The sequence below is a fragment of the Ferrovibrio sp. GW821-FHT12E11 genome (assembly GCF_058806975.1).
In genome coordinates this window covers 3725624-3740408 of the sequence record NZ_JBXAQG010000001.1, presented here as the reverse complement: position 1 = coordinate 3740408, position 14785 = coordinate 3725624, and the positions used below count along the sequence as shown (strand labels likewise).

The window sequence follows — 14785 nt, the reverse complement described above, 5'->3', positions numbered from 1 at the left end:
CGACACGCACAGAGGCCGTCCGATGACCACCACAGCCAGCCGCGCCACCGAACCCGTCAACCAGACGATCCCCCGCTGCGGCACCTGCCGCTTCTGGTCACGCGACAATGGCGGCCCCGGCGTCTGCCGCCGCTTCCCGCCCCAGGGCGTCGAGGAACACCGCGGCAGCAATGGCGGCACCGTGGTGGTGCTGCATGGCGCCTGGTCGCGCACCGAGGCCGAGGAATGGTGCGGCGAATACCAGGCGCGGAAGATTGCCGCATGACCATGCCCAGTGCCGTCACCACCACGCGCCACGGCCTCGCCGATCCCGGCCGCGCGCCCTCCTGCACCGAACGCATGGCCGCCGCCATCGCCAAAGCCGCGCAGCAGGTCGGCCGCTGCGACAACTACCACCTGCTGGATGCCGGCTTCACCCCGGACGAGATCGCCCTGCATGGCGACCGCGCCCGCGCCCTGTTCGCGCGCCAGCACCCCGACCTGGCGCAGAAGCTGGCGGAGGCCTGAGAAATGGAAACCGTCATCATCGGTGATCCGGGCCGCCAGTTCACGGAAACGCCACGCGCGCTGACAACGGAAGAGACCGGCCGCATCAAGGGCGCATACAGCGCCGGCGGCAGACCTGCCGCTGTCCGGCTGTTCCGCGACCTCACAGACGCAACGCTTGCCGCGGCGGTGCGCGAGGTCGACATCATCTGCGCCGCGAAGGTGGAGGCATGGCGATGACCTGGCAGCAGGAAACCTTCCAGGTCATGCGGGCCAAGCACCCGCCCATTACTGTCGATGGCTGGACATTCAATGGCATGTTCGGCGTGGCCCACCCGAATCCCGCCAATGTTGATCACCACGACAGGTACTGGGTGATTACGCATTTGCCGACCGGTTTGTCGCTAGCGAATGTTGCTGGCCTCTATTCCAAACCGGAAGAAGCAAAGCGCGCGACGGAAGTCATTGCCGGAATCGATATCGAAACCTGGCATCTGCAACCGGACCATCCTCCGGAGGCCATGAATGCCATCCCCAAGAAGGTGCAGCAAAGAATCATTGCTGACTTCGGCTATGGACCTTTTGAACTGCATAGAAGGGCAGGCTACCGCGCGCGGCCGGCCGCCCGCATGCGGGTTCCAACTCTTAATGGTGGCCGAGGATGATCGCCGACCTGCGCCCCTATCTCCCGCGCACCGCGCTCGGCTGGCTCGGCTATGCCGCCGGCGTCTTCGGCTGCGGCTTCGCGCTCGGCCTGATCATCGCCGGGGTCCATGTCTTCGGCATGATCAAGCACCCGCATCTGATCGCCGAAACCTTCATCTTCGGGGCGCTGTGATGGCTGGCAAATACCGCCGCATGCTCACCGGTGGCCGCCTGCCGCGCGGCATGGGCCGCGAGCCGCGCACCCGGCAGGACAAGCCCCCTTTCGAAAGACCGGGCGCGCCCGACTACGCCACGCTGCAGATGTCCTTTGCCGAACGCCAGCGCCGCCAGGCCGAGACCGACGCCCAGGCGCTGCGCCTCCAGGCTGCCACCGCCGCCCGCTGCGGCGACCGCGCCGAAGCCGAAGACCTGCTGCAGCGGGCCGCAACCATCGAAGGGACCGCGACGCCATGAGAAAGAAACCCAGAAGCCGGATTGCCACTTGGTGGCTGCATCTGCGCCGCCGCATCGCCAGCGCCGTGGTGTCTGGCCTTGGCGTGACCAGCACCTGGTGGGATGCCGACAATCCGGAATCCGGCTGGGACAGCGTGGAGGAATGGGCGATCCACTGTTTCGATGGTCACAACGATGTCTTCACCCGCGACCTGAACGCCGCGCCGATCACCATCGAGGTCGATTTCATGCGGGGTTTCACCCTGTGGAGCGACCAGCGCTACCGCATCACCCGGCATCCCGAGTGCAAAGGCCAGGAAGCGCGATTTGAGATCGAGCGGGTGCGCGCATGACCCTGCTCAGTGAAAGCGCGGCGCAGCAGGCGACCTGCATCGGGCCGGCCGGTTGCGGCAGGCAAACAGTCGATGAAGGCAATCCGGATTTTAACACCGCCGTTGGCCCATGGCCGACCATCCGCCACTGCATTGGCAGCGCCTGCCGCATGGCCTGGCGCTGGGACAGCATCGGCGAAACCGGCCAACCACGCATCACCATGCGCGGCGGCGGTGCCAGCGCGGCACTGGGCTATTGCGGCCTGGCGGGAAGGCCCACGGAATGACCGCCATGCTCACCCTGCGCGGCAACCGCGTGGACCTGGCCGCGCCCGCGCCCGGCGCCATCGCCTTTGTCGAGATCGCCGACAGCCTGGCCAAGCTCTGCCGGCTCGGCGGCCATGCCGCCAGCTTCTATTCCGAGGCCCAGCATGCCCGCCTGGTGGCCGATATCCTGGCGCGGCGGCAAGACCTGCCGCAGCCCCAGACCGAGGCCTACGGCCTGCTGCACAATGCCCATCTGGCCTATCTGCGCGGCATCGCGCCGGCGGTGCGGCAGAGCCTGTCCATGGCCATCCCGGATTTTCCCATTGTCTGGCGCGGCCTGGTCGGGCCCTTCGATCGCGCCATCTTCGCCCGCGCCGGCCTGCCGCCCGACATGCCGCCGGCGATCGAGCGCGCGCAGGCCGAGGCCGTGCGCATCATGGAAGCGGCCGAACTGACCGACCTGCTGCCCGATACCGTGGCCCGCCGCGCCGTGCTGCGCGGCCTGCCGCCGGTGTCGCTGCGCATCGGCACCATCCGCCCCGAAAGCTGGGTGCAGGCCGCCGAACGCTGGCGCCGCCGCCTGGAGCAGCTGCAGGACCGCCTCGGCCCCGCCGCCTTCATGCCCGGGCGCTACGCCGCGGATCTGTCGGCATCCGATATCGCGGCCGAGGTGGCGCAGTGACCGCCGCAATCATGTCCGGATCAGTCCTGTGCGGATCAGTCCACCCGCACCCAGCCCTGCCGCAGGTATTTCTGCCGCAGCGCATCGGGCACGCCCAGCGCCACGATGAAATTCGGCAGGAAAAGCAAGGCGAGCAGCACCAGCATGTTGCCCGACAGCATCACGGCGGCGGCCACATACCAGACGATCAGGCACAGGATCGGCACCAGCAGCAGCCACCACAGCAGGTAGGACCACAGGCCGCAGCCCAGCAGGTAGAACGGCCCCAGCAGCGTCGCCCAGACCACCGGCAGCAGGCCCACCGTCTCGCGGTGCCCGTTCATCGGATGCTCGAATACGGCCATCGGTCTGCCCCTCGCCCAATCCTTGCGATTCAACCTGCCCCTTTCCACCACCCTGCCGCGCCCGTCCGGGCCGGTCAACTCCAATTCAGCCAGCCGACGGGAGCCGCCCGATGACCGATTCAGCCAGCACCAGCACCGCCAACGAAAACCAGCCCTTCCCCGCTGATGGCCCCGATCTGCTGGCCTGTCCCTTCTGTGGCGCGGCGGCGGAATACGCGCTGATCCATCTGTCCGAGCCCTACGACCGCGCCGTGCAGGCGCAGATATCTGGCAGCGCCGATCTGCACCAGGTGGTCTGCACCGGCTGCGGTGTCGCCACCGAGGGCGTGAACTTTCACACATCGCAGATCGAAGCCGGCAAGGCCTGGAACATGCGGTCGGGCCCGCCGATGGACGCGCGCCTTGTGCCCATCTTCACCGAACTGGCCCGCGCCACCGTGAAGTTTCCCACCTGGCCGACCGATCCCATCCACGCCCTTGCCGTGCTGGGCGAGGAATATGGCGAACTCGACAAGGCCATCCTGCAGGCCATCTACGAGCCGCATAAATCGACGCCGGAGGATGTCCGCGAGGAAGCGATTCAGACGGCCGCCATGGCGCTGCGCTTCGTCCTCAGTCTGGATGCTTACGTTTACTCGGCCGGCCTTCAGCACGAGCAGAAGGCCGTCTCCTGATGGACTGGGCCGACCGCTTCGCCCGCGATGTTGTCAGCGCCGTGGAAGCCGCGCTGCCGCTGCCCAAGGCCATCCGCGAAAAGCTGGTGGAGCTGCTGGCCGTCAAGCTGCGCGGCGCCTGGCGCCAGCGCTACGCGAAATTCGCACCGCCTCTCGCCCCGCCCATCGCCATGCCACCCGAGGAAACCGCATCATGAAACTGCACCGCGCCATCGTGGCCATTATCACCGAGTCCGGCCGGATCGAAGCCGCGCGCCGCGCCCCCGATATCGTCATCGGCGGCACTGACCGGCCGTATCTCCGCCGCTGGTATCTGATCCCGCGCAATCGCTGGTTCAACATCTACCTGCACCACTTCCTGCGCAGCGACGATGACCGCGCGCTGCACGATCACCCATGGGTGAACTGCAGCCTGCTGCTCGACGGCGAATATACCGAGATCCTGCCCACGCGCGGCGGCACCACCACCCGGCGGGTCCTGCGCGCTGGCACCCTCGCCTTCCGCCGCCCCAGCCAGGCGCATCGCGTGCTGCTGCATGCCGGCCCGTGCTGGACCCTCTTCATCACCGGCCCGCGCGTGCGCGAATGGGGCTTCTGGTGCCCGCAGGGCTGGCGGCACTGGAAAATATTCACGGCTGGCCATCGCGGCGAGATCGTCGGCAAAGGCTGCGAGTAACGCCAAGACCTTTTCATCAGAACCGCGCCGGCGGTTTCCGGCATTCAGAGGAGCTTTCGCGTGACCAAACCTGCGAAGAAAAAGAAGGCCGCGAAGCCCGCGGCAAAGACGAAGAAAATCACCCGGCAGGCAGCCCGCAAGGCGGCAGCGCCGAAATCTCGGCGCTTGCTGGCCCGGCCGGCGGTCAAGGCCGCTCCCACAGCCGCTGTCAAACGCCCGCCCAGACTCCCAAAGATCGGCGCACCGATCCAGGGCGGCTTCTTCGCCGGAAAATTCTTTGGCGCCGATGGCAAGCCCTACGGTCTGATCGTCGCGCCGAAGGATGGTGGCGAAACCGAAGGCGTGTTCAAGACCGCGCGCACCGATGACTTGGCCGCGCGCGGCCTGCGTGATGGCCTAGCCAACTCGGACGCCATGAATGATGACGCCCATCCCGCCGCCAAGTTCTGCCGCAGCCTGCGCATTGGCGGTTACGACGACTGGTATCTGCCCAGCCGTCACGAGGCCGCATTGCTGGCCGAGACCCTGATGCCCGGCAAGGACTATGTGCCGGAGCAGACGGTTGCAGACGCCTTCAAAGAAGGCGGCGCGCAGGCATTCAGCCGCACATGGTACTGGACCAGCACAGAGCATTCGGACGGCTACGCGTGGGTTCAGTACGTCAACTACGGCTACCAGGACAACTTCGACAAGGCCTGGAGCTGCCGGGTCCGCGCTGTCCGCAAATACCCCCTTTAACCCTTAATCACTTCCCGGGCCGCTAAGCGGCCCGGGCGCGCTGTTTCAACCAGGAGAAAATCCATGAACGACATGACCACATCGATTCCCAAAGAGGCCGCCATTGCGATCCCCGCAATCGGCGCGGCCTTCGGCGGCGGCTTCTTCGCCGGCCTCTATTACGAACACGGCATCCGCCATGCGCTGATCGTCGCGCCGAAGACCGAGGGTCAGGCCGCCGCCAAACTTGAATGGGGCGGCAGCGGCAAACAGACCGAGGCGCGCTCGCTGGTCGATGGCCTCGCCAACACCAAGGCACTGGATGACAATCACCCGGCTGCCAGGTTCTGCCACGATCTGCGCATCGGCGGATTCGATGACTGGCATCTTCCGGCGCTGGAGCAGATGTCGGTGCTGCGCGCCAACCTGACGCCGGAAGACGATCACGTCCCGGTGCAGACCACCGCCGAGGACTTCTTGGAAGGCGGCCCGGAAGCCTTCGATCTCGACGCCTGGTACTGGACCAGCACCGAATGGTCGGCCGGCTACGCGTGGGTTCAGAACTTCTACGGCGGCGGCCAGCTCAGCGACGGCAAGGCCTGGAGCTGCCGGGTCCGCGCTGTCCGCAAATGTCCAATTTAACCCTTCATCCATTCCCGGGCCGCTGAGCGGCCCGGGTGTTGCGGCCTGAGGAGATTTTGCATGGCGCGCGCCGAGACTCTGCCGATTTACCAGCCGTGTTACGAACTGCTGCAACTCATCATGAAGCTGACGCAGCAGTATGCGCGCGGGTATCGGCAGGGTCTGGCGCGCGATGTATCCACCGAAGCCCAGACGCTGGTTACCGGAATCTTCCGCGCCAACAGCGCTTCCGACAAGTCGCCGCATCTGGAGAAGCTGCGAGAGAAACTCGAAACACTCAAGCTGCAGCTTCGGCTTTCCAAGGATCTTCACCTGATCTCAGCGGGCCAATTCGGGGCCACGGTCGAACTCACCGACGTGATCGGCAAACAGCTGACGGGATGGCTGAATTACTACAAGGACCGCGCCTGATGCCCGAGGGTCATGGCCTTCGGGTCCGTGCGCATCATTTGGTCGGGGTAGCGGCGAGACGGATGCCATATGTCGCCGCTCCATGCGCCACCAGGGATACGGCGGGACTGCTCCCCCGCGCGTCCCGGCGCAGCCTGGCTGGCGTCGATGCCCAATCTTCATTCGAAGCTGCAGCAATCGCCGGCCCGGCCTGTAAACCCCCGTCTGTACGGCTACGCGTGGATTCAGAACTTCAACAACGGCAACCAGAACAACAACGACAAGGACTGGAGCTGCCGGGTCCGCGCTGTCCGCAAATGGAATCCTATATGCCATCAGAGATCACCGTGGCCCAGCTTTTCGAAGCCTATTACGACTGCCGCCGGGCGAAGCGCAACACGCGTGCCGCTCTAGAATTCGAGGTCAATCTGGAAGATAACCTGCTCGCCCTGCTGCGCGAACTGCAGGCGGGCACCTGGTCGCCGGCACCGGCCACCGTGTTTGCCATCACCAGGCCAAAGCCACGCGAGGTCTGGGCCGCCAACTTCCGCGATCGCATTGTGCATCATCTGGTCTATCGTGCCATCGCACCGCTGTATGAACCGTCATTCATTGCCGGGTCCTGCGCCTGCATCCCCGGGCGCGGCACCCTCTATGGCGCCGACAGGCTGCGGCGTCATCTGCTGAGCGTATCCAAGTCTTGGACCAGACCCGCCTTCGTGCTGAAGGCCGACATCGCCAATTTCTTCGGCTCGATCCGGCAGGCCGATCTGTTCGGCATGCTGTCACATCGCGTGCAAGACCAGACCATGCTGGACCTGTGCCGCAAGCTGGTGTTTCAGGACGTTCGCCAGGGTGCGATCCAGCGCGGCGATGCACGCCACATGGCCATGGTGCCGCGCCACAAGAGCCTGTTCCATGCGCCGCTCGGAACCGGCCTGCCGATCGGCAATCTCTCAAGCCAGTTCTTCGCCAATGTCTATCTCGACGGCCTCGACCAGATGATCAAGCGGCGCCTCGGCATGCGCTGCTATGTCCGCTACGTCGATGACATGGTGCTGGTCCATGCAGATCCGAAGGTGCTGCTGCGCGCGGCGGATACCATCCGCGATCACCTGGGCACGATCGGTCTGAAACTGGCCGAGAGCAAGACCAGCATCCAACCCGCCGAACGCGGCGTCGATTTCGTCGGCCAGGTCATCCGCCCGTATCGCACCATCGGCCGCGCCAGGACGCACAGGGCGGCCATGCACCGGCTTTCCACCATGCCGAGGGAAGACCTGGCCGAAAGCGTAAACTCCTACCTCGGGCTGTTCCGCCACACCGGCAGCCGCAATCAATGCACAGCCATCGCCCGCCTCGCCCACCGGCGCGGGCTTAAGGTTGCCCGTGACCTGACCAAGGTGAAGCCGGCATGAGCGATAACGACTTGAGAGAACGGCTTGCCATGATGGCAGCCACGGCGGTGAAAAATAAAGAGTGCGACGTATATGGCGCGATGGCCAGCCTGATGGGCGCAGCTGCTGTTCTTATCGCTGTGCAGCCTGCGAAAGACCACGAAATGCTAACCAGAATTTTGGTAGACGCACTGCCTATGCAAGTTAAGGCCAGGCATATGGAGATTGTTGCCGGCCGAGCGGGAGGCGAAGCCTAACCATGTACAGGCCCGGTGTAGACGGAGCCATGGATTGCCCCACATGAGCGCCCGCATCCGCCGCCTTCGTTCCGGCATCCTGTCGGCTGCGCAGGTGGCGGCCATGCACGAGCATTCCGCCAGCTGGTTCTGGGCCCATTGGGAAGACCTGAAGGCGGCCGGCCACCCGCTGCGCGATCCGCTGCTGGGCGGCTGGCACCGCACGGCCGTGCAGAAGTGGATTGACAACCGCGCCGATCAGACGCTTGGATCAGGCACGCCCGCCGCCAAGACCCCCTACCAGGCCGCCCTGGAGCATGCCTAAGAAGTCTGTCATCCCTTATGTCAACACCACCCGCAAGCCGGACGGGCGGGTCTATTATTACCATCGCCCCACCGGCACGCGGCTGCCCGGCCTACCCGGCTCACCCGAATTCATCGCCCGCCTGGCCGAACTCAATGCCCAGATGGAACGGCCCGACCAGGCCGCCAGTGCGGCCGATGCCGAAGGCGACCGCGCCATCATCCCCGGCAGCTGGCGCGCCCTGTTCGCCGAATGGCAGCAGCATCCCGACTGGATCAATCTCGCCGCCAGCACCCGCGATCTTTACCAGACCCATATCGATTTCGTCTCGGCCAGATGGGGCGACCTGCCGGTCGGCGGCACCGAGCGCGAAGACTGCGTAGCGCTGCAGGATGCGATCTCGAAACCGCGCAAGGTGCAGCGCCAGGTGGATGGCGCCGCCGTCACCGTCACGGTCAGCACCACCCGCAAGGCCGATACCTGCATCGACGTGATCTCGACCGCCTTCAACTTCGCGCTCGATCGCCCCAGCCGCTACGGCGGCCTGAAATACAATCCCGCCTTCCGCATGCGGCGCCAGCACAAGGCCGGCATCGGCATCCCGCGCTGGCCCGAAGACGTGATCGCCACGGCGCTCGATCGCGCGCCGAAAGAACTGCGCCGCGCCCTGGTCGCCTTCCTCTACACCGGCCAGCGGATCAGCGACGTGGCCGCCCTGCGCTGGCCGCAATACGATGGCGACGGCATCGAGGTGGTGACGCGCAAGACCGGCCGCAAGGTCTGGATCCCCGCCCATCCGGCGCTGAAGCTGATGCTGGACGAAGCCTGGGCCGAGAATGCCGCCCGCGACCAGCCGTCCACCTTCATCCTGCTGGCGCCGCATAACGGCCAGCCCTGGCAGGTCGACTGGCTGAAACACAGCATCACCCGGTTCATGCGGTCGATCGGCCATCCGGGCTATTCGGCCCATGGCCTGCGCAAGTCGGCCTGCGCCCGCCTGGTGGAAGCCGGCTGCGATGAACGCGAGGGCGCCGATGCGGTCGGCATGACGGTGCAGATGTTCCAGCACTATACCCGCGAGGTCCGCCAGAAACTGGTGGCCCGCCGCGCCGGCGGCAAGCTGGCCCGCTTCGATCCGCGCCAGCGCTGACATGGCCGTTTGCAAACCGGCAGCGGCCCCGCAGGCGGTTTTATTGCAAACCGCCCAAAAGACGAACGGCGGATCAGAGGCTAAGCCTTTGATCCGCCGTCATAATATTTGGGGCGAGGAACGGGACTTGAACCCGCGACCCCCAGAGCCACAATCTGGTGCTCTAACCAACTGAGCTACCCCCGCCACAGGTACGCGCTTCATAAACCGGGCCGATTACCCGGGTCAAGCGTCCTCGGGAGGCCCTGCGCCCAGGCTCTTAAACTTTTTGCCGGTAATTCAGCATCTTGTGGGGATTTTCCGGCTCCGGTAAGACATTTGGCATGTCCGGTTTCTTCCTCGTCTTGGTCGCACTGCTGATCGGTGTGCCTGGAGCCGTCTTCATTGTGCTGCACCTTGTCGCCCAGCATAAGAAGCAGGTCATGGCCTATGAGTGGAGCTCGGCCGAGGTGATCCGGCGCGGTCAGCGTCTGGATGAACTGGAAAAATTCACCAAGACCGCCCAGACGAAAATCACCGAGCTGAACAAGCAGAAGTTCGAGCTTGAGGCCCAGGTGGCAAAACTGGAAAAGATGGCCAGCGCGGCCGTCGCCAAGGAAGCCAACACCAAGACCTTCAGCATCGGCATCTTCAATCAGGAAGTTCGCCGCGCCCATATGATGGGTGAAAAACACCGCCAGCTCGACGACAAGTGGAGCGAAATCAATTACCTGGAACTGCAGGCCAGCAGCGAGGACGAAGTGCGTCGCACCATGATGCGCAAATTCCCGCCCGAGCGCGGTTTCGTCATCGAGACTGTGCAGCTGATCAAGAAGTAGTCTTCGCGACACCCAGTCTCGCGGCCTGCACCGTCATTTCCAAACCAGCCTCAGGATCGATTTCGCCACGGGGGGCCACCGGCCAGATCCAGCTTTTCTGCGGCGGAGGCAGGGTCACGTCGATCACGGCACTCTCGCTCATGACCGCTTCCCCCGCCCGGCTGCGCCAGACCCGCTTCGCATCGGCAACCAGCCCCACCGGGCAGTTGAACCGCGCCAGGGCAGCCAGATGGGCACGCAGGATGTCCCGGCCGAAACCGTCGGCGGCTGTCATCGTGATACCCTGACGCCGTATATAATCCATCGGCAGCAACGGCAGCTGCGACAGAATGTTCAGCGACAAGACGCAGTCTGGCGGCACGGGATCGAGAGTGCCGAGGATGTCGTCGGACGGGATCGGCAGTGGCATGCCGCGTCGCCATTCTGCCAAGGGCTGAACAACGCCGGTCACATCGGCCAGTCGCAGTTCCAGATTGGGAAACCGACGGGCAGTCCGGCGCGCACCCGGCAGCAGCGCAATGTCAAAAACGATAACATGCGCGAACATCTTGCTCAGTTCGGTCAGCGGCAGGTCGGCAAGAGTACCGGCCCCGAGCAGCCAGGCCGTCTCCCGGCGCCGGCAATCCTGCGCCACCTGCAGCGCGAAGGCTTTGGTATTGGCTTCATGCTCTGCCCAGACGCTGGCGCAGCGCCGGTGCCGCGACCACAGGCTGACGGCCGCTTTCGCATAACCCAGCTGCCGCGCCGGCGGATCGGCCGAGACGCCAGCCCAGACCGCCAGTTCGGCCAGCATCGGTTACTCGGCGGCCGATTTGGCTTGCGGCATTACGCCGAAGCGGTCGGCAATCTGCTTCGGCGTGTAATAGCCACGCTCGATATCACGGGCGACTTCGGCCGGATCGCGTTTGGCCGGATCGCCATAACCACCGCCGCCCGGGGTGGAGACATGCAGGCGATCGCCCACCTTGATCTCGATATCCTGGTCCTTGGACAGATGTGGCGGCACATAGGATTTCACGCCATCCTTCTGCTGCAGATCGATCCGCACGGTGTTGAGGCCGCCGTCTTCACCGCCCAGCACGCCGCGCGGCCCGCTGCGGCCATGGTCCATCACCATCGAGGCGCGCGCCTCGCCGCGGCGCAAACGAATGGTGTAATTGACCCCGAAACCGCCGCGATGCTGGCCGGCGCCGCCGGAACCTTCATGCAGCGAGTATTCCTCGAACAGCACGGGGTAATACTGCTCCATCACCTCGATCGGCGTGGTCTTGGAAATACCAATCGTAGAACAGCCGTTGCTGATGCCATCCCCACCATGCCAGCCGCCATAGCCGCCGCCGGAGATGACATACATCACGTAACTGCGGTCGCGCTTCGGGTCGTAGCCGCCGAGCGCCAGATTGCCCGAGGTGCCCGCCGGCGCGGCGAACAGCCGGTCCGGCATTGCCTGCACCAGCGCGTTGAACACGGCTTCAGCGATGCGCTGGCTGACTTCAGCCGCACAGCCGGAAACCGGGCGCGGATATTTCGCATAGAGGAACGTGCCGTGCGGATCGAGGACTTTCAGCGGCTCGAAGGTGCCGGCATTGATCGGCACATCGGGGAAGATGTGCTTCACGGCGAGATAGATCGACGAATAGGTCGTCGCGATCACGCTGTTCATCGGGCCCCGGCAGGGCGGGCTGGAGCCCGTCATGTCGAAATGCATTTCCTCGCCTGATTTGGTGACCTTCATCTTGATCACCAGCGGCTCATCCACCACGCCATCGGAATCGACCACAGCCTCGCCGTGATAGATACCATCGGGAATGGTACGGATGCGCGCCCGCATCTGCTGGCTGGCACGCTGCTTCAGCTCCTCGATGGCCTGCGCCACCACATCGGCGCCGTAGCGGTCAAGCAGGGCGGTCAGCCGCTTCTCACCGATAGTCAGCGCGGCAGCCTGCGCCTTGATATCGCCGATGCGCTGGTCGGCGATGCGAATGTTGCTGAGGATGATGGAAAGGATTTCCTCGTCCAGCACACCCTGTTTGTAGAGCTTGACCGGTGGCAGGCGCAGGCCTTCCTGCTCCACTTCGGTCGCGTTGGCCGAGAATCCGCCCGGCACCATGCCGCCGATATCAGGCCAGTGCCCGGTATTGGCCAGCCAGGAAAACAGCTTGCCCTTGTAGAAGAACGGCTTCACGAAACGCACATCCATCAGATGCGTGCCGCCCAGATAGGGATCGTTGACGATATAGACATCACCGGGCTTGGGGGCCAGAACGGGCGTATTGCGCGCGCGCTCGATCACCGCCTGGGTGGAGAACTGCATGGTGCCGACAAAGACCGGCAGGCCGAGCTCGCCCTGGGCGATCAGTTCGCCAGTTTCGCCATGATAGATACCGTCCGAACGGTCGAGCGCTTCGGAGATCACCGGCGAGAAGGCGGCGCGGCAGAAGGTCAGGTCCATTTCGTTGCAGACCTGCTGCAGGCCGTTCTGGATGACGACGAGGGTGACCGGATCGATCGGCGTTTTTGCCATGCTCCCTACTCCGCGCTGATGGCAACGATCAGGTTGCCGAGCTTGTCCACACGCACCTGATTACCCGGATCGATAACAATGGTCGTATCGAGCTGTTCCAGAATGGCCGGTCCGGCGAAGCTGGCGCCGCGCGGCAGCCGCTCGCGATCATAAACCGGTGTTTCCTGCCAGCCGCCTGCATCATACCATACCTGGCGGCTGCCTCTCTTCGCACCGGCAACATCCCTGGCCGGCTCGGCGGCCAGCAGGCGATCCAGCGACAGCTGCGGGCGGCGACCGATCACAGCCGTGTGCAGATTGACCAGCACGGCACGGATTTCCGGCAGTTCGACCTCGAAGCGCTGCCAGTAGGCCTCATCGAAAGCCTTCTGCAGGGCGTCGCGGCTGATGCTCTTGTCCGGCACTGCCACGGTCAGCAGATGGCTCTGGCCCTGGAACTGCATGTCAGCGGTGTGCAGGACCAGCACCTCCTCGACCTCGATACCGTCGCGCGCAATGGTGGCGCGGCCTTCGGCAACCTGGGCAGCCAGCACCTCGGCCACCAGACCATCATCGAGCACGGACAGCGGCTTGTTCACCGTGCGCACATAATCATGGCGCAGATCGGCCACCACGCAGCCCAGCGCATTTGTGATGCCCGGGCGCGCCGGGATCAGCAGCTTGGGGATGCCCAGCTCGCGCGCCAGGGCAGCCGCATGCAGCGGTCCGGCGCCCCCGAAGGCAAACAGCGCGAAGTCGCGCGGATCGTGGCCGCGGCTTAAACTGACCATGCGGATGGCACCGGCCATCTTGTCGTTGGCAATACGCAGGATGGCAGCGGCAGCATCGTCGGTGCTGATGCCCAGCGGCTTGCCCACATCGCGGGCGATGGCATCCTTCACATCCTGCAGCGACACCTTGCTGTCGACCGCCAGCAGGCCATCGGGATTGAGGCGTCCAAGCGCCAGATTGGCATCGGTGATGGTCGGCCGCGTGCCCCCGCGCCCGTAGCAGATCGGACCCGGGCGGGCACCGGCGCTTTCCGGGCCGACCTGCAGCATGCCGGCCTCGTTGATGAAAGCGATCGAGCCGCCACCGGCGCCGATGGTATGCACATCCACCATTGGCACATGGATCGGCATGGCATATTCGAGTTCCAGCTCCGACGAGACCTGTGGCACGCCATCCTGGATCAGGCCCACGTCCGACGACGTGCCGCCCATATCATAGGTAATCACATTGGGCAGGCCGGCGGCGCGCGCCGTATAGGCCGCTGCCATCACGCCGGATGCCGGACCGGACATCACGGTGTTGACCGCCGCCTCGGCCACGATGCCGGCCGCAATCGTGCCGCCATTGCCCTGCATGACCAGAAGGTCACGCGCAAAGCCCTTGGCCTTCAGTTCGCCATTCAGGCGTTCGATATAGCGATGCAGCACCGGCTGCACGGAAGCGTTCACACAGGCCGTGGTGCCGCGCTCATACTCCCGGTACTCGGAGAGCAACTGGTGTCCGGCGGTGATATAACTGTTCGGCCAGACTTCAGCGACGATTTCCAGCGCCCGTTTTTCGTGACTCTGGTTGATATAGCTATGCAGGAAATGGATCACCAGCGCCTCGCAGCCGGCATCCTTCAGCTGGATCGCAGCCGCGCGAACGGCGGCTTCGTCCAGAGGAATGACCACATCGCCATCGGCATCCATGCGCTCGGGCACTTCCAGCCGCCACTGGCGCGGCACCAGCGGCTCGAAATTCCCGGTCAGGCCGTAAGGCTGCGGCCGGGTGCGGCGGCCAAGCTCGAGACTGTCACGGAAGCCCTTGGTCGTGATGAGCCCGATCCTGGCCACCTTGCGCTCAAGCAAGGCATTGGTCGTCGTGGTCGTGCCGTGCACGATGGTATCGGTCTCGGACAGCGCGATGCCGCCCTTTTCCAGAGCCGCAAGTACGCCAAAGGCCTGGTTGTCGAGCGTGGTCGGCACCTTGGCCAGCGCCACCTTGCCCAGTTGCGGTTCGATGCCGATCAGGTCGGTGAAGGTGCCGCCCACATCGATTCCGACAATCCAGCCCAT

24 protein-coding genes and 1 tRNA gene are annotated in these 14785 nt (G+C 64.9%); 20 read left to right on the top strand and 5 right to left on the bottom strand.

Going from position 1 to position 14785, the window contains the following annotated elements; genetic code table 11:
• Positions 1-22: 22 nt before the first annotated feature.
• The 9 genes from AC1ROT_RS18530 to AC1ROT_RS18490 are packed head-to-tail and all read left to right on the top strand — an operon-like array spanning position 23 to position 2865.
• A complete protein-coding gene (locus tag AC1ROT_RS18530) occupies positions 23-265 on the top strand; it encodes a hypothetical protein (protein ID WP_493000773.1) in 243 nt (80 codons plus the stop codon).
• Positions 262-507: a hypothetical protein gene (locus AC1ROT_RS18525; protein ID WP_493000771.1), complete on the top strand. Its 246-nt coding sequence runs from the start codon at positions 262-264 to the stop codon at positions 505-507. Before AC1ROT_RS18530 ends, AC1ROT_RS18525 begins: the two co-directional genes overlap by 4 nt.
• Before the next feature lie 3 nt (positions 508-510).
• Positions 511-726, top strand: a complete 216-nt coding sequence (locus tag AC1ROT_RS18520; RefSeq protein WP_493000770.1) for a hypothetical protein — start codon at positions 511-513, stop codon at positions 724-726.
• Entirely contained in the window at positions 717-1151 is a 435-nt protein-coding gene (locus AC1ROT_RS18515; protein ID WP_493000768.1) for a hypothetical protein, read from the top strand. Before AC1ROT_RS18520 ends, AC1ROT_RS18515 begins: the two co-directional genes overlap by 10 nt.
• Positions 1148-1324: a hypothetical protein gene (locus AC1ROT_RS18510; RefSeq protein WP_493000766.1), complete on the top strand. Its 177-nt coding sequence runs from the start codon at positions 1148-1150 to the stop codon at positions 1322-1324. The genes AC1ROT_RS18515 and AC1ROT_RS18510 overlap by 4 nt, the downstream gene beginning before the upstream one ends.
• Positions 1324-1605, top strand: coding sequence for a hypothetical protein (locus AC1ROT_RS18505; protein WP_493000765.1), 282 nt, complete (start codon positions 1324-1326; stop codon positions 1603-1605). The genes AC1ROT_RS18510 and AC1ROT_RS18505 overlap by 1 nt, the downstream gene beginning before the upstream one ends.
• A complete protein-coding gene (locus tag AC1ROT_RS18500) occupies positions 1602-1937 on the top strand; it encodes a hypothetical protein (RefSeq protein WP_493000763.1) in 336 nt (111 codons plus the stop codon). Before AC1ROT_RS18505 ends, AC1ROT_RS18500 begins: the two co-directional genes overlap by 4 nt.
• Complete coding sequence (locus AC1ROT_RS18495) at positions 1934-2203, top strand: hypothetical protein (RefSeq protein ID WP_493000762.1); 270 nt, start codon at positions 1934-1936, stop codon at positions 2201-2203. The genes AC1ROT_RS18500 and AC1ROT_RS18495 overlap by 4 nt, the downstream gene beginning before the upstream one ends.
• Entirely contained in the window at positions 2200-2865 is a 666-nt protein-coding gene (locus AC1ROT_RS18490) for a hypothetical protein (RefSeq protein ID WP_493000760.1), read from the top strand. The genes AC1ROT_RS18495 and AC1ROT_RS18490 overlap by 4 nt, the downstream gene beginning before the upstream one ends.
• Positions 2866-2900: 35 nt before the next feature.
• On the opposite strand, the gene AC1ROT_RS18485 is transcribed toward AC1ROT_RS18490, so the two are convergent.
• Complete coding sequence (locus AC1ROT_RS18485) at positions 2901-3209, bottom strand: hypothetical protein (protein WP_492971080.1); 309 nt, start codon at positions 3207-3209, stop codon at positions 2901-2903.
• A gap of 110 nt (positions 3210-3319) precedes the next feature.
• On the opposite strand from AC1ROT_RS18485, the gene AC1ROT_RS18480 reads away from it, so the two are divergent.
• The 10 genes from AC1ROT_RS18480 (at position 3320) to AC1ROT_RS18435 (ending at position 9395) form a co-directional block, all read left to right on the top strand.
• On the top strand, positions 3320-3883 hold the full coding sequence (locus AC1ROT_RS18480; RefSeq protein WP_493000758.1) for a hypothetical protein: 564 nt from the start codon (positions 3320-3322) through the stop codon (positions 3881-3883).
• On the top strand, positions 3883-4080 hold the full coding sequence (locus AC1ROT_RS18475) for a hypothetical protein (RefSeq protein ID WP_493000756.1): 198 nt from the start codon (positions 3883-3885) through the stop codon (positions 4078-4080). The genes AC1ROT_RS18480 and AC1ROT_RS18475 overlap by 1 nt, the downstream gene beginning before the upstream one ends.
• Positions 4077-4559, top strand: a complete 483-nt coding sequence (locus tag AC1ROT_RS18470; protein WP_493000754.1) for a hypothetical protein — start codon at positions 4077-4079, stop codon at positions 4557-4559. The genes AC1ROT_RS18475 and AC1ROT_RS18470 overlap by 4 nt, the downstream gene beginning before the upstream one ends.
• A gap of 60 nt (positions 4560-4619) precedes the next feature.
• Positions 4620-5297 (top strand): Lcl C-terminal domain-containing protein, encoded by a 678-nt coding sequence (locus AC1ROT_RS18465; RefSeq protein WP_493000753.1) that lies wholly within the window; start codon positions 4620-4622, stop codon positions 5295-5297.
• Positions 5298-5360: 63 nt separating this feature from the next.
• Positions 5361-5918, top strand: a complete 558-nt coding sequence (locus tag AC1ROT_RS18460) for an Lcl domain-containing protein (RefSeq protein WP_493000751.1) — start codon at positions 5361-5363, stop codon at positions 5916-5918.
• 60 nt (positions 5919-5978) lie between these two features.
• Positions 5979-6329 carry a four helix bundle protein gene (locus AC1ROT_RS18455; protein ID WP_493000750.1) on the top strand — a complete coding sequence of 117 codons (351 nt, stop codon included), beginning with the start codon at positions 5979-5981 and terminating at the stop codon, positions 6327-6329.
• Between the two features lie 308 nt (positions 6330-6637).
• Positions 6638-7726, top strand: a complete 1089-nt coding sequence (locus tag AC1ROT_RS18450; RefSeq protein WP_493000748.1) for a reverse transcriptase domain-containing protein — start codon at positions 6638-6640, stop codon at positions 7724-7726.
• Complete coding sequence (locus AC1ROT_RS18445) at positions 7723-7962, top strand: hypothetical protein (RefSeq protein ID WP_493000746.1); 240 nt, start codon at positions 7723-7725, stop codon at positions 7960-7962. Before AC1ROT_RS18450 ends, AC1ROT_RS18445 begins: the two co-directional genes overlap by 4 nt.
• Before the next feature lie 43 nt (positions 7963-8005).
• A complete protein-coding gene (locus AC1ROT_RS18440) occupies positions 8006-8266 on the top strand; it encodes a hypothetical protein (RefSeq protein ID WP_493000745.1) in 261 nt (86 codons plus the stop codon).
• Positions 8259-9395 (top strand): tyrosine-type recombinase/integrase, encoded by a 1137-nt coding sequence (locus AC1ROT_RS18435; protein ID WP_493000744.1) that lies wholly within the window; start codon positions 8259-8261, stop codon positions 9393-9395. Before AC1ROT_RS18440 ends, AC1ROT_RS18435 begins: the two co-directional genes overlap by 8 nt.
• A 109-nt stretch (positions 9396-9504) precedes the next feature.
• On the opposite strand, the gene AC1ROT_RS18430 is transcribed toward AC1ROT_RS18435, so the two are convergent.
• Positions 9505-9581, bottom strand: a tRNA-His gene (locus tag AC1ROT_RS18430).
• A gap of 137 nt (positions 9582-9718) precedes the next feature.
• Here AC1ROT_RS18430 and AC1ROT_RS18425 point away from each other — a divergent pair.
• The gene (locus tag AC1ROT_RS18425) at positions 9719-10213 is read left to right on the top strand and encodes a hypothetical protein (protein WP_492971089.1); all 495 of its coding nucleotides are present in this window, start codon (positions 9719-9721) and stop codon (positions 10211-10213) included.
• Here AC1ROT_RS18425 and AC1ROT_RS18420 read toward each other — a convergent pair.
• From AC1ROT_RS18420 to AC1ROT_RS18410, 3 genes are read right to left on the bottom strand one after another with little or no spacing between them, the layout of a single operon-like run.
• Positions 10203-11006, bottom strand: a complete 804-nt coding sequence (locus tag AC1ROT_RS18420) for a hypothetical protein (protein ID WP_493000743.1) — start codon at positions 11004-11006, stop codon at positions 10203-10205. The genes AC1ROT_RS18425 and AC1ROT_RS18420 overlap by 11 nt on opposite strands.
• Before the next feature lie 3 nt (positions 11007-11009).
• Entirely contained in the window at positions 11010-12737 is a 1728-nt protein-coding gene (locus AC1ROT_RS18415; RefSeq protein WP_493000741.1) for a hydantoinase B/oxoprolinase family protein, read from the bottom strand.
• A 5-nt stretch (positions 12738-12742) separates the two neighbouring features.
• The gene (locus AC1ROT_RS18410; RefSeq protein ID WP_493000740.1) at positions 12743-14785 is read right to left on the bottom strand and encodes a hydantoinase/oxoprolinase family protein; all 2043 of its coding nucleotides are present in this window, start codon (positions 14783-14785) and stop codon (positions 12743-12745) included.

Bases quoted from the DNA above. Each gene is read 5' to 3' on its own strand.
- AC1ROT_RS18475 (WP_493000756.1), top strand. From the start codon at position 3,883: ATGGACTGGGCCGACCGCTTCGCCCGCGATGTTGTCAGCGCCGTGGAA.
- AC1ROT_RS18445 (WP_493000746.1), top strand. From the start codon at position 7,723: ATGAGCGATAACGACTTGAGAGAACGGCTTGCCATGATGGCAGCCACG.
- AC1ROT_RS18480 (WP_493000758.1), top strand. From the start codon at position 3,320: ATGACCGATTCAGCCAGCACCAGCACCGCCAACGAAAACCAGCCCTTC.
- AC1ROT_RS18510 (WP_493000766.1), top strand. From the start codon at position 1,148: ATGATCGCCGACCTGCGCCCCTATCTCCCGCGCACCGCGCTCGGCTGG.
- AC1ROT_RS18440 (WP_493000745.1), top strand. From the start codon at position 8,006: ATGAGCGCCCGCATCCGCCGCCTTCGTTCCGGCATCCTGTCGGCTGCG.
- AC1ROT_RS18505 (WP_493000765.1), top strand. From the start codon at position 1,324: ATGGCTGGCAAATACCGCCGCATGCTCACCGGTGGCCGCCTGCCGCGC.
- AC1ROT_RS18470 (WP_493000754.1), top strand. From the start codon at position 4,077: ATGAAACTGCACCGCGCCATCGTGGCCATTATCACCGAGTCCGGCCGG.
- AC1ROT_RS18490 (WP_493000760.1), top strand. From the start codon at position 2,200: ATGACCGCCATGCTCACCCTGCGCGGCAACCGCGTGGACCTGGCCGCG.
- AC1ROT_RS18455 (WP_493000750.1), top strand. From the start codon at position 5,979: ATGGCGCGCGCCGAGACTCTGCCGATTTACCAGCCGTGTTACGAACTG.
- AC1ROT_RS18410 (WP_493000740.1), bottom strand. From the start codon at position 14,785: ATGGGCTGGATTGTCGGAATCGATGTGGGCGGCACCTTCACCGACCTG.
- AC1ROT_RS18450 (WP_493000748.1), top strand. From the start codon at position 6,638: ATGCCATCAGAGATCACCGTGGCCCAGCTTTTCGAAGCCTATTACGAC.
- AC1ROT_RS18485 (WP_492971080.1), bottom strand. From the start codon at position 3,209: ATGGCCGTATTCGAGCATCCGATGAACGGGCACCGCGAGACGGTGGGC.
- AC1ROT_RS18435 (WP_493000744.1), top strand. From the start codon at position 8,259: ATGCCTAAGAAGTCTGTCATCCCTTATGTCAACACCACCCGCAAGCCG.
- AC1ROT_RS18500 (WP_493000763.1), top strand. From the start codon at position 1,602: ATGAGAAAGAAACCCAGAAGCCGGATTGCCACTTGGTGGCTGCATCTG.
- AC1ROT_RS18415 (WP_493000741.1), bottom strand. From the start codon at position 12,737: ATGGCAAAAACGCCGATCGATCCGGTCACCCTCGTCGTCATCCAGAAC.
- AC1ROT_RS18525 (WP_493000771.1), top strand. From the start codon at position 262: ATGACCATGCCCAGTGCCGTCACCACCACGCGCCACGGCCTCGCCGAT.
- AC1ROT_RS18460 (WP_493000751.1), top strand. From the start codon at position 5,361: ATGAACGACATGACCACATCGATTCCCAAAGAGGCCGCCATTGCGATC.
- AC1ROT_RS18520 (WP_493000770.1), top strand. From the start codon at position 511: ATGGAAACCGTCATCATCGGTGATCCGGGCCGCCAGTTCACGGAAACG.
- AC1ROT_RS18495 (WP_493000762.1), top strand. From the start codon at position 1,934: ATGACCCTGCTCAGTGAAAGCGCGGCGCAGCAGGCGACCTGCATCGGG.
- AC1ROT_RS18530 (WP_493000773.1), top strand. From the start codon at position 23: ATGACCACCACAGCCAGCCGCGCCACCGAACCCGTCAACCAGACGATC.
- AC1ROT_RS18420 (WP_493000743.1), bottom strand. From the start codon at position 11,006: ATGCTGGCCGAACTGGCGGTCTGGGCTGGCGTCTCGGCCGATCCGCCG.
- AC1ROT_RS18515 (WP_493000768.1), top strand. From the start codon at position 717: ATGGCGATGACCTGGCAGCAGGAAACCTTCCAGGTCATGCGGGCCAAG.
- AC1ROT_RS18425 (WP_492971089.1), top strand. From the start codon at position 9,719: ATGTCCGGTTTCTTCCTCGTCTTGGTCGCACTGCTGATCGGTGTGCCT.